Origin of the sequence: Pseudoalteromonas rubra, from assembly GCF_005887095.1 — a bacterium.
In the GTDB taxonomy this organism is placed as follows: domain Bacteria; phylum Pseudomonadota; class Gammaproteobacteria; order Enterobacterales; family Alteromonadaceae; genus Pseudoalteromonas; species Pseudoalteromonas rubra_E.
Genome location: NZ_PNCI01000010.1, coordinates 130,070 through 142,293, shown reverse-complemented (window position 1 = coordinate 142,293; position 12,224 = coordinate 130,070). Strand labels below are relative to the sequence as shown.

The following is a 12,224-nucleotide window of genomic DNA, read 5'->3' as shown; positions in this document are numbered from 1 at the left end:
ACAGCGCTCTTTTGGAGGGTTCAGCTAAACTGCAATAGTGTGATTACGTCAAAATCGCTTGGTAATCACACTTATTTCAGCTAAACCAACTCAAAGGGCGCACAGGCTGTGCCCTGATGATATTTCAGCTGCCATTTATCACCCTCTAACACCCAGACCGAGCAACGCTGCGCAAAATCAGACGCCTTACCCCCTTTATCGACCAGCGCAGATTGGTAACGTAATAAATGTACGCCCGGAGCCAATTCATTGCAGTGATAATTTTGCGAATGCACGCTCAATTTTGACGGCGTTTCGCTGCCCATCATGGCAACAATAGAATCTAAGTTGTAACAGGTGCCCGACATACCCACCTCAGAGAAGTCGACATGTAGCAGGCGTTCTATGGCAGCGCGGTTTTGCCTTGTTTCATACTGGTGTAACGCTATTTCCTGTGCAATTAACTTTCCCATATTGCTGCCTTGTGTACTCACCTCACCCGTTTACTCAATAACATAGTTTAAGCACTGCGGGTAAAATTTTGGCTTACATCAGAGAAAAAGCTCAGGCACAGGATCATGCCAGTCAACATGGCTTCAACTGCAAATAGTGCGTCCTGAGCACTGGATGACACAAAAAAGTCTGTACCAAAGAACCCGAGTAAGTACACTGCGGGCATACTCACAGCGTAAACCCAACGTCCAATGTTAGAAAAGATAAGTAAAGACACACTAGCAGCTAATCCTGCAACAGCAAGCACACTGGCAATCCAGTCAAGTGCCGTCAATGCCATTTTCTGAGTGTGCGCCTCATATTCGGCTAGCAATGGAGGTAAATCTGGCGGACTCAAAATTGCGTGAAGGAGGGTAATAACCAGGGTCAACCAACTCACAAGTACTATCGTCCTGAAAACACTCACACTCATATTGCATCCTCTGCGTATTCTATTTTCTACAATTAAGTGGATTATAAAGAAAACCCAAAACAGGTCCAGCATTGGTTTGACCCATGGTTTAATACACCAAACTGAGATACAGGTATAAACACTACCAGACTGCGGCCTTATCTCCGCTGCCTTCACAGAATTGAGCCCTGAACAAGGCGGTTCAGGGCCTGAAACTCAAGATTGCAATAGCAGCTTACTCTTCAAAAACATGCACATAACCATCCAGGTCCGGCACTATCACTTTGCCATAACCCACAGCCGGCGCACCATAAACACCGCCGTGTACAAACCCATCTATGGCTTCAGGTTGATACTGCCATTGCTGCTGGCCGGTCTGACCATCTACAGCAAAGAAGCCGCGCTTGGTCTCATACCAGCCGGGTTCATCATGGCCTGTCGCACCGATATACACAGTGCCATTGCTCACAACCGGCTGCCCCCAGCTCCAGCCTCCGGTTTCAAATTGCCAGATCAGATTACCACTTCTGGCATGAAACTTATTGAGTAAGTTGGAATCTGAGCTGCCGATATAAAAGTGCTCACCATCTGCGGCGGCTGTTGCCGATGACTCAACCCAGGAACCGCCCGGATACGCTTGTTGCCATAGCAGCGCACCACTGTTTGGGTCCAGTCCATACAGATGGGTGTCCCGAGAGCCTATCACCAGCACATCGTCCACCACCAGTGGGCTGGAAGTCAGCGCGCCTTTGGTTTCATATTGCCAAACCCGTTCACCACTTTGCGCGTTCAGGGCATACACCGAGCCATCCCAGCTGCTGACAAACACTAAGCCGTTGTAATGTGCTGGTGTGGTACGAATTTTACCCTGGGTTTTAAAGTGCCAAAGGACCTCACCAGAAAATCGCGAAAGCGCATAAAGCTGACCATCGCCACTACCGATAAAGACTTTATCACCGTGGACCAGCGCACTGGATTTGGTATAGTCAAACTCCCATGGCGCATGATTAGCTGGTAAAATGCGCTCTACATCTGCATCATTCAGACTGGTGCGCCACAATAACTTCCCCTGCCAGCGATTGAGCGCATAAAGATAACCATCATCGCTGCTTACAAAGATCTGATGATTTTTTATAGTCGGCTTTGAACGCACCAGGCCACCCGTTTTAAACGACCAGGCAAGTTTGGGTCGGTCAATATTCAGGGCATAAAGGTGGCCATCATCACTGCCAAAATATGCGGTATGGTCGCGCAGCGTAATGCCTCCCCAGTTTTCTCCTTTCACCTGATAACTAAACAGATAATCGCCACTGGCAGCAAGTGCAGTCTGAGCGACATCATGGCTGAGCCCGGCAAGTAATAAACTGGCCAATCCAAATTGTTGAAGTGTTTTTACTGAATTCATGGTGTTCTCCTTATGTGGTTTGCAATCACACTGGAACACAGCACGTACGAAAGTCCTGAAAGCACTCTGAAACCTTCTTAAAGATCCTTAACGTACTCATTAAATTACTTTTATTTTTAGTAATTGACGACTTGCTAATGGATTGGCAGCAGCAATGAGCGCCAGCAACTGGAGCAATTTGTAACTTTGAATCCTCAGCAAGCCTGCCGGATTGATGCCTGCTGAAGTGATTTTAAAAAAGTAATATGAAGTTATTGCTATACATGCTTTGCTGGTTTGTTCGGTCTCCAAAGTAACCATAACGTACGGGATGACCATACCAACTGTAGAACAATCAAACGTTAACTGTTTGTTGACAAGATGTATTATTTGGTAATATGTTAAAGGGGAAATCATTGATGTTTGATGTTTGATGTTTGATGTTTGATGTTTGATGTTTGAAAAACGCCCTCATTCAATGGCGTGCTATTTTAAATTTAAAGGAATTAAAACAATGAAATTAAAACTGAATAAAAACCATATCAAGGTCCTATCCGGAAACTCTAACACTCTGCCAATAATGCAGACGCCCAATGTGGCAGGTGGTAAGCACATCGAAATTACACACGAACAAAAATACTGTGGAAGTGGTGGTGGCTTTGGTTGTACTGGCGGTGGTTGCAGTACTGAAGTTTAATCACTTTTTATAACAGTCACCTTTTTCAGTAACGCACCATAAACGGTCTCCGAACTCTCTAAAAAATCAGTTCGGAGCCGTGTTCTTTTTCCTGAGACCATTGCCCATATCTTTGCAGCTTCCATAGTGACTGAATCAAGCATGACGCTAAGTCTTTGCTTGTCCCCATGCTTCTACAAACAAAAGCGGCCACACCTGTAAACCGCTCAGCTCCTCATACTTCAGACACTGTGCGAGGCGTTGCTTTTAATTTAAGTTCAGCCACTTTATATAACGCCTGGGCCGCGAAGGAAGTGAGCGTTGTCAGCACAAATAACATCACTCCGCTCGATAAATCCAGCACCAGACCGCCTAGAATGGGCGCAAACGCATACCCTAGTGAGCACAAACCTGCCGCGCCAAAATAGCTGGCCTTCAGGTTATCAGGCGCCAGTCGGTCAACATACACATTGATATTGCTGAACATAATCGCTTCGCTCAGACTCAGCACAATCATCGCCGTTATCCACCCCCAGATATTGTGTACATCATTCAGGGCCATCATCACTTGCGAGACCACCAGAATAGCGCCGCCCAGATACAGCCTGTGCTCTATGCGCCAGTTGCGCATCAGGTGCAAAAGCGGAAACTGGCAGACAATGATCACGGTAGAGTTGGTGATGATCACCGCCGAGATCAACCAGGCAAGCTCAGGCACTTCAGCGCGGGTTAGATATTGCACCAGACTGGTATCACACTGCGCATAAACAAAGTACACCAGCGTCGTTGCCACTAATACCACCAAAAAGGTACTGTCTTTATTGAGTATTTTCAGCCATTGAGAGAACTTAGGCGCAGACTGAGTAGTCTGCGCGGTACTGCCACCCTTAGGTCGGAAGTACACCAAAGCCACCAGCAAGCCCAGATAAGACACCGCAGTATAAATAAAACTGAATTGCTCACCATTGAGGCCTGCCCAAAGGCCATAAAGCGGACCCAGCGCAGCCCCCACATTGACCAAAAAGTACAGTAAGTGAAGCGCCAGCTCACGATCTTTGGGGTTAGCCAGCTCCTCAGTTAGCAAAGCTTTGCTCGGCGCTTCCCATAATGTACGTGGCATACAAGCCAGAAACACCGCGACGGCAAACAGCCACAACGCATTAGCCATGGCTAGCAGGGTAAAAGACCCCACCCCTACCAGCACCGCCACATAGAGCATTTTAGTGCGGCCAAATCGGTCTGCCAGATTACCAGTATAAAACCCCAAAAACACGGCCAGTGTGGCTGAACCCGTTAACAACAGCCCGACCTCAGTGGCACTCAGGCCATAACTTTCATACAACATCACTGCCAGAAACGGCCACACCATATAATAACTGGCCCGCACAAAGAAATTGCCGATCAGCATCACCCAGACCAGTGGCGTGAATCGCGATAGCTGAGTTGATAAACTACTTATATCCATACTTTTCCCTATTATCGTTCTTTTTGTGGTGGCCAGACTAATTCCTCAAGTTAAGTTTAGGTCAAGCTTAACCTTGTCTTTTGTACACCTGACTTGATCATATCATCGCGCAACATTGTGCAAATAATAATAAATTCACACAGCACCGCAGCCATACACAAAAAATGCGGCCATCAAAGCCGCACTGGTTGGGAGTCGTTCTGAATAAGCAATCGCCTTACAGACAATGCGCTAATTACGGTGAGTAACTAAGGGGTGGAACCATATCGAACGGTTATCCTGGTCGCTTATTCTTTATTCAAGCGTAAGAATACCTATGCGGCTAACAAATGTTTGATAAGGTGGGTACTGATGTAAAGGCGTAAAAACGGGATCCACCGCCGCCCACAGCACAGCTTGCTGACGCCGCTCTAACGCCTGCTCAAGATACTCTACCGCCAAATCAGGTTCACCCGCCATGACCGCATAACGCGCCAGTGACATAGGCGGCGTATAATGACCAATCTCTGCGCGTAATGGATCCTCGTGTAACAGCCAGCGATAAACACCAGGTAAGCCATCGCGGGCATATGCAGACTCAACCTGCGCCATCAGAGCTGAGCTATAGCCTGCATCCTGCATCACCCACAGCATCTGGGCAAATGCCTTATCGTATTCGCCCAGCTGTTCGTACACAGTGCGCAAACAGGTGTGATAAAAACGACTGGTGTCGCTGTAGGGCTTTAATTTAAGTAAAGCCTCCAATGCAGCTTCATGACGCTGACTCATAGTATAGACCCAGGCGACACTCTCACTGGAATAACCATTCGGCTCCAGTAACCTGTATTGCTCAATATGTGCAAGCGCGCCCTGAAAATCCCCTGTCGCCAGTAAAAACTGACCTAGCCAGTGATGTCCCTCGGCATGCCCTAAGGCCGCTTTGAAATAGCGCCGGGCAGCTTGTGGCTCAAAATCAATCAACAGGTAGAGTCGTGCCATCAATAAATTGGCTTTTAGGTGCTCAGGTGTTTTCGCCAATACGGATTTTAACAGTGCATGGGCACGGTTACGATGATGTGCATTGCTCTGCGGGTCTTCCAGCAACTGACGTAAATACGCATCAGCCAGCCAAACCTGAGGCTCAATCAAATCTGAGCGGGTAAGGGTTAATTGCTGCAACAGTGTAATACTCTGCCCAACGGACTCGGGCTGATGATTCAATAAGTAGCGTGCCTTTTGAAAGGTTTCGGATTGCTCAGGTGACATAGGTGCAGGCGCAGAGAACACGCTAAGCTGACTTCCCAGAAAAACGGTTCCCAGCAAAAGTATTGTAGCCGAGAGCATCAGATACCCTGAAAAAACAGGCTTATCGGCGCCTATTTTCGGACCTATCCAGCGATAACCAACACCCGAAATGGTTTTGATATAGCTGGGCTGTTTAACATTATCGCCCAGTAATTTGCGCAGGCCCGTGACGGTGACATAGATAGCATCTTCACTGACCACTCTGCCCGGCCATAAAGTGGTAAAGATCTGTTCTTTAGTCACATCCATGTTGGCATTGTCCATCAATAGTATCAGCAGTGCATACTGTTTATCGTCTAGCGAGATGACTCGCTGACCACTATACAACTGCTGATGCTGATGATTTATAACCCAATCTGGTTTCGCAATAATGTTGACTGTCGCCATCCCGGCAGCCTCTGATAGAACCCTTTCTGGAAATAGATAATAAAGTAAACTTTTTGTGAAGTCTCGTACCGATTACCTCTTCTATGCATCGCTATTTCGTTCAACGGGCAAATCACTCAGATATTCAACAAATTCCACCTCAAACCCGGCAGGGTCAATAAAATAAACGTTCTTACGATGGGGGTGCTGTGCGCCGTCTTTGTCAACGGGGTATCCAGCCTGGTTCAATCGAGCAATAACCGCATCTATGGATTGCACCACATAAGCAAAATGTGCCAGCCCCACTGAGTGGCCCGTTAATTCCCGGTTTACACCCTCACCATGATCGCTGAAGGCAATATAATGGTAATCATCGCCAAAATGTAGCCAGTTTCTGGGTTTGCCGTGCCAGCTTCCCTGTCCCTCACTGCGTACGCGCCAATGTGGAAAAGCTGCCTGATAAAAGTGCAAGGCCTGTTCGATGTCATCGACAACTAAATTTACATGTTCAAGGTACATAAAACGTCTCCCTATTTACTGCTCATGGTGGCATTGAAAACACGCAATAACTGCGCTGTAAATGATGTAGGGGTGAGTGTGGATATTGGCATAATCTGGCTCCTTCTAATGATGTGCAGCCAAGATAAAACCTCAAGTTAAGTTGCGGTAAAGCACTTTTTGAATTTATTTCTCATTTACTATCGTGCTCACCCAATAGAGGGTAGGCCCGATGCCTGGATAGAGGTTCAGGTAGACCCCTGGTAACTCGGCAACACACACCAGCAGAGTTACTCCTGCCGTGTTATAGCGAACTCACGACCTGTAAAAGTATCCTCGTGAAGTCCAAACGATGAGCAAAAACATGGACCTTATCATCCCCCCTTACCGTCCCTAAAAAAATAACAACTGCATTTAGTGTTAACCAGTGTTAATATTTTTGAAAACACATTTAGGTAATCTTTATAAAAACTACAGTCAGGATTTGCTATGAAACAACTTTATTTAGCAGCTGCACTCACTTTGGTGTTGTCCGGATGCCAGTCGACCAGCTCTCAAAGCATTAATTCAGCCGATGCCACGCCGACCAGCTTGACCGTTGTGATAGACAATGTCGCCAGCGAGCAAGGGCAGCTGATCGTAACCTTACACGATAATAGTGAAAGCTTTCATTCCGACGATAACATCAATGACAATGACAGCAGATACTTCCGCAGTCAGGTGGTTACACCTAGTATGCCAGTTACAACCGTCACCTTCGAAGGGATCCCCTCGGGTCGCTACGCAATTAATGTAGTCCATGACGAAGATAAAGATGGGGGACTGAATCGCATGGTATTTCCTTTTTTAGGTATGCCCAGCGAGCCTTACGCTCTGTCGAATAATATTTATGACACTTTCAGTAAAGGTGATTTTGAAGACGCGCTGATCACCGTTCAGACACCAGGCAGTGAGGTGCATCTGACGCTGGCTACTCATCTGAATAAGATAAGCGGCCTGTAATAGCAATTGCACTGTGTGCTCTGGTGCATTCAATAGGTTTTTGCACAGAGCCGTTACCTGCCACACTCGCCCGGCTAGACACTGTCAGTCTGGGCTTCACCGTCTGCAAAACTTAATAATGTAAGATTTCAGCAAACACGACTCTGGCGTGCCGAGATCATGTTGTTGGAAAATACAATGTGCCCGTCAGTCTGCCAACCCCTGGCAAACAGCAAAACACCTTTATCGAGATCCGCTCCCGGCTGACAATCTAACCCCCTACAGACTGTCGTTGATATATATTCAACTTTTCCAAAATGAATCCTGAGTTTTTGTGTGTTGTAGCAAGCATTGAGTGGAAATTAATGCGACTTAAGCGGGGTTTTCCGGAACTCATCAGTGCCTATATTGGTAAGAAACGAGGCTCTGATGAATATAAAAGTCAACTTAGCCAATTTGATTTCCCCAAAATAATTAATTACCCATTTACCGACCACCTCACAATGAATACACATTACAAAAAACAGCTGTGCTACCTGCTATGTTTGCACTCCTTGGACTTTTGCCGGCAATTTCAGTATCGATACATTGCCATTTTTAGTAAACAATGGATTACATTTAGAGATATTTTGAATCTGAACCATCTGTCAGGTCCTGACCATACCGCTTACGATCCCCCCCAACCGGGGTGGGAGTTCTCTCCATCACGGCTTTTTTATGCTGACTGAATAACTTCATTCATAGACCTGCGAAATTTTTTTCTCTTTTTTCGGCCCATTTTTTTATTGTGTATAGTGCAGCGATAGAAATGACTCTGGCAACCGCCGGAAAATTCTAACACCTGTGTGCCAAGGAATTGCCCAATTTGGAACAATCCATTTTAGGGACGTTTTTTACACAAGTCCCCGACATTTGTCGCAAAATTGCACACAAGTTCACCTCTTTATACTCTCTGTATAAAAAATAAAGCATTTACTCTACTTTAAATAGCATTGTTGCTGTTTATCCAATATTAGTTTTTTGACTAATGTTGCGGGCTAATCAAAATACCGTTTTTTGTAATTGTTTTTTAATTTTTTATCGTTATCATTCGATAATTCTTTGCTTCCACTTAGTTAAAGCTTTGTTAAGCAACGGCTTGACCCTGTATTTTTTATGGGTAATATATTTGCCGACACAACGCGTTATTTAATTCCTTGGAATGTTGTGTTGTTTTTTGCATGCAATAAATTGGATATTTATATATTTATTTGGTTTTACTGTATGTTGTATATTACGCTGTATCTGTTGTTCAGATAGTAATAATTTATTGTTTAAGTCAAATAAACGGATTTAATTTTTTATTACTCATAGATGGAGTTTTAAATGAAAACGGCAATAAATGGCCTGATATTAGCGACAGGCGTACTGGGTGCTTCTTTAGCACATTCTGCTGAAGAGTCATTCAATGTAGCGGCGTTCGATCAACTCAACCTGAAAAAAGGCATCGAAGCAACCGTTTACTGTGGTAACGAGCCAAAGGTAGTAGCGACAGCACAAAGTCATGTCCTTGATGTGCTTGAACTGACATCTCAAAACGGTGAACTCAGTGTCAGCAACGAAGCTTATAGCGAGCGTGAATGGTGGAACAAAGACAATCGCTTAGCACTTGCCATCTACACCAATCAACCTATCTCAAACTTTGAAAACTATGTTGGCGTAAAGCTGGATGTTGCATCCTGCGCAGTGAACTCGTCTCAAGTTTCAGTGACAGGTACGGTTGGCACCGACATTAGCCTTGCAGGTCAAACTGAGCGTTTGAACCTGGCTTTGCTTCAGGGTGGTAACTTCACAGCCAGAGACGGCAACTTTGTCGTTGACAGCGTTGACCTCAGCCTGGAATTCGGCAGCCATGCCGAACTGTGTCATGCCACTTTGGTTTCTGGTTACATGTCTTTCGGCACTAGCCTGCACCTTGGCGCAACGACTCAATACAATGTCAGTCAGAGCTTTGCAAGCTCAATCCGCACTGACCTTTGTCAATAAGTCGCTTTTTTTAGCGTCCACATGAGTGGGCGCTTTTAAATAAAACTTTGAATTATCGTATTTTAAGTAATTGGTAAAAGAAAAGGAAGCGTCTTAAAACATCCCTTTAGTTAAAAACCTCTCTTTTTTTAAAAGGAGAGTTTATTTCGGCGTGCATAAAACCTGAAAACGGATTTGTCAGACAAGGCAGGCCACATGGGTAATCTTAATAATTATATTGGCGTATAAACTATGGAAAACATATTTGACAAAGACTTGGTATCAAAATCAACGAGCAGAAATTCAGACCACCTAACTCTTGAAATCGGGGGAGATTATGAATTACTTATCGATGATGTAGGTTCTTTTGTAACTAACCCTAATGTGGATATATCTCTGAATACTGCATTAGAGAAAGTCATCAGAGAAAATCGTGACTATCTTGATGATAAAATAGAAAATCGTGAAGATATATATGGTGTTACAACTGGATTTGGCAACTCTGCCAGCAACCGTATATCGCCAGAACTTGCCGCCAGTCTACAAGAGAATTTAATCGCCTACCATGGATGTGGTGTCGGGGATTACCTGCCTGAACAAATCTGCGCTGCAACCTTGCTGATCCGCCTCAACTGCAATGCCAAGGGCTTTTCCGGCGTAAGCTGGGAGCTGCTGAAACAAATGGAATGCTTGTTAAATCACCGTATTTTCCCAGCCATCCCAGCTATGGGGTCGGTAGGTGCGAGTGGCGATCTAACACCTTTGTCATACATAGGTGCGGCACTGGCTGGCAAACGCCATGTCTACTACCGTGGAGAGATCCGCCCTACCAGTGAAGTATTTGCTGAATTAGACATCACCCCATATCGCCTTAAGCCCAAAGAGGGGTTGGCCATCATGAATGGTACATCGGTGATGTGTGGTATCGCCGTTATGTCATTTTTGGAAATTGAACGTGCTATCGAACTAAGTTGCAAACAAGTAGCGCTGTTCGTTGAGCTGATTGACGGTCGTGCTTCACCTTTTCACCCTCAGGTACACAACCTCAAGCCACATCCGGGCCAGATCAAATGCGCTGCGATGATCTACGAACGCTTATCAAACCCGGAGCAGCGTCTGGGGCGCCGCCTGCGCAGTGACGATGAATTTGGAGCAGGAAAAAAAGAGCAATTCAGATTACAGGACAGCTACTCCATTCGTTGTTCGCCTCAGGTCATAGGGCCACTGCTGGATACGCTTGACTGGGCCAAACGGGTGATCACCACGGAGATTAACTCTGTAAATGACAATCCGTTGTTCGACAACCAAAAAGATCTGATCCTCAACGCCGGACACTTTTACGGTGGGCATGTTGCGGCAGTCTGCGACGCACTAAAACCACAACTGGCGAACCTCGCAGCCCTTTTGGAGCGCGAGCTGGGTATTTTAGTCGATGACAGATTGAACGGCGGGATCCCAAACAACCTGGTCGCCATTGACGACTTAGGGGATGAGTCCTGGATCAACCATGGCTTTAAGGCTGTGCAAATCACCGCCTCGGCACTGACTGCTGAAGCGCTGAAGAATGCTTCCCCAATGAGCGTATTCTCTCGCACCACCGAGGCACTTAACCAGGATATCGTCAGCATGGGCACCATTGCAGCCCGCGACTTAAAACACATTCTCTCTTTGGTGAAACCTGTGATAGCCATCCACGCTATGGCAATCCGCCAGGCCTTTTACGTACTCGATAAAGATGGTAGTGCAGACAAGCTCAATACCGAATCCATGCGCTTCTTTGAGCAACTACGCGACTACTTCACCCCAGTGATCCAGGACCGCCCGATGGACCGTGACATCGACACTATGGTTAAGAAGCTGTTCCCGGAATATCAATTACATAACTAATAAAATAAGGAGTTTTCACATGGCTGATTTCGACCAGATCAGAACTTTTATCAAACAGGACATCATCGTAGATAACCTGGAGGTGGTGGATTCCATCGACGAACTGGACGACGAACAGGGACTGGTAAGCGACGGCCTGGAACTGGACAGTATTGAAGTGCTTGAGCTCGTGGTCTCAATCGAGAAAAAGTATGGCATGAAGTTTAGTAACTACGGCAATGAAGTGATCAAGGAAAAAATGGCATCAATCAATGCCCTGGCACAATTTGTCAGCGAAGAAGCCAGAGCCTGAGGTCGCCATTGTGTACACGCTAGGTAAAACCTTCAGAGAGCTGACCATAGGTGAGCAGGCAGGGCACAGCAAGACCATTGCCGAAACGGATGTGTATAACTTCGCTGGCATCACAGGAGACTTCAATCCGGTGCATGTTGATGAGGTGTTTGCACACTCTTTCGGCTTACAGGGACGCATAGCTCATGCCGGTATAGCGCCCGCCATGATAGCACCGGTTATTGGCATGAAATTGCCCGGAGTTGGCTCTATGGTGCTGTCTATGGAGATAGGGTTTCACGCGCCCATTTATATCGGCGACACCATTTTTGCCAAAGCCGAAGTCAGTGCCAAATTCGCAGACACTCGCCAGGTTGAACTAACACTCAGCTGGCACAACCAGCGAGGTGAATTGGTCAGCGATGGTAAGGCTGTGGTTTTACCGCCCAAAGCGGCGAGCAAAAAACGGCTTGCCGAGCGTTTACGCAGCTTGGATAACACGGAAACTGCACAGGAGCCCTAGAT

At 46.2% G+C, this 12,224-nt stretch carries 12 protein-coding genes; 6 read left to right on the top strand and 6 right to left on the bottom strand.

Annotated features, from left to right (window positions below; translation table 11 throughout):
- Positions 1–80: 80 nt before the first annotated feature.
- The 3 genes from CWB99_RS05620 to CWB99_RS05610 form a co-directional block, all read right to left on the bottom strand.
- On the bottom strand, positions 81–452 hold the full coding sequence (locus CWB99_RS05620; RefSeq protein ID WP_138550981.1) for a DUF4440 domain-containing protein: 372 nt from the start codon (positions 450–452) through the stop codon (positions 81–83).
- Between the two features lie 47 nt (positions 453–499).
- Entirely contained in the window at positions 500–871 is a 372-nt protein-coding gene (locus tag CWB99_RS05615) for a hypothetical protein (RefSeq protein WP_138550980.1), read from the bottom strand.
- Positions 872–1,118: 247 nt separating this feature from the next.
- Entirely contained in the window at positions 1,119–2,288 is a 1,170-nt protein-coding gene (locus CWB99_RS05610) for a PQQ-binding-like beta-propeller repeat protein (protein ID WP_138550979.1), read from the bottom strand.
- 493 nt (positions 2,289–2,781) lie between these two features.
- Between CWB99_RS05610 and CWB99_RS05605 the strand changes: the two genes are divergently transcribed.
- Positions 2,782–2,964 (top strand): hypothetical protein, encoded by a 183-nt coding sequence (locus CWB99_RS05605; protein ID WP_138550978.1) that lies wholly within the window; start codon positions 2,782–2,784, stop codon positions 2,962–2,964.
- A 214-nt stretch (positions 2,965–3,178) separates the two neighbouring features.
- On the opposite strand, the gene CWB99_RS05600 is transcribed toward CWB99_RS05605, so the two are convergent.
- The 3 genes from CWB99_RS05600 to CWB99_RS05590 form a co-directional block, all read right to left on the bottom strand.
- A complete protein-coding gene (locus CWB99_RS05600; protein WP_138550977.1) occupies positions 3,179–4,408 on the bottom strand; it encodes an MDR family MFS transporter in 1,230 nt (409 codons plus the stop codon).
- A 294-nt stretch (positions 4,409–4,702) separates the two neighbouring features.
- Positions 4,703–6,079 (bottom strand): winged helix-turn-helix domain-containing protein, encoded by a 1,377-nt coding sequence (locus CWB99_RS05595; RefSeq protein ID WP_138550976.1) that lies wholly within the window; start codon positions 6,077–6,079, stop codon positions 4,703–4,705.
- Between the two features lie 81 nt (positions 6,080–6,160).
- A complete protein-coding gene (locus CWB99_RS05590; RefSeq protein WP_138550975.1) occupies positions 6,161–6,577 on the bottom strand; it encodes a VOC family protein in 417 nt (138 codons plus the stop codon).
- A 468-nt stretch (positions 6,578–7,045) separates the two neighbouring features.
- On the opposite strand from CWB99_RS05590, the gene CWB99_RS05585 reads away from it, so the two are divergent.
- From CWB99_RS05585 to CWB99_RS05565, 5 genes are all read left to right on the top strand, one after another.
- A complete protein-coding gene (locus tag CWB99_RS05585; RefSeq protein ID WP_138550974.1) occupies positions 7,046–7,558 on the top strand; it encodes a DUF2141 domain-containing protein in 513 nt (170 codons plus the stop codon).
- A gap of 1,344 nt (positions 7,559–8,902) precedes the next feature.
- Positions 8,903–9,562, top strand: a complete 660-nt coding sequence (locus CWB99_RS05580; RefSeq protein WP_138550973.1) for a GIN domain-containing protein — start codon at positions 8,903–8,905, stop codon at positions 9,560–9,562.
- Between the two features lie 231 nt (positions 9,563–9,793).
- Positions 9,794–11,428, top strand: coding sequence for an HAL/PAL/TAL family ammonia-lyase (locus tag CWB99_RS05575; RefSeq protein ID WP_138550972.1), 1,635 nt, complete (start codon positions 9,794–9,796; stop codon positions 11,426–11,428).
- Between the two features lie 19 nt (positions 11,429–11,447).
- Positions 11,448–11,720 carry a phosphopantetheine-binding protein gene (locus tag CWB99_RS05570; RefSeq protein WP_054013672.1) on the top strand — a complete coding sequence of 91 codons (273 nt, stop codon included), beginning with the start codon at positions 11,448–11,450 and terminating at the stop codon, positions 11,718–11,720.
- A complete protein-coding gene (locus tag CWB99_RS05565; protein ID WP_212748498.1) occupies positions 11,680–12,222 on the top strand; it encodes a MaoC family dehydratase in 543 nt (180 codons plus the stop codon). The genes CWB99_RS05570 and CWB99_RS05565 overlap by 41 nt, the downstream gene beginning before the upstream one ends.
- The last annotated feature ends 2 nt before the right edge of the window (positions 12,223–12,224 follow it).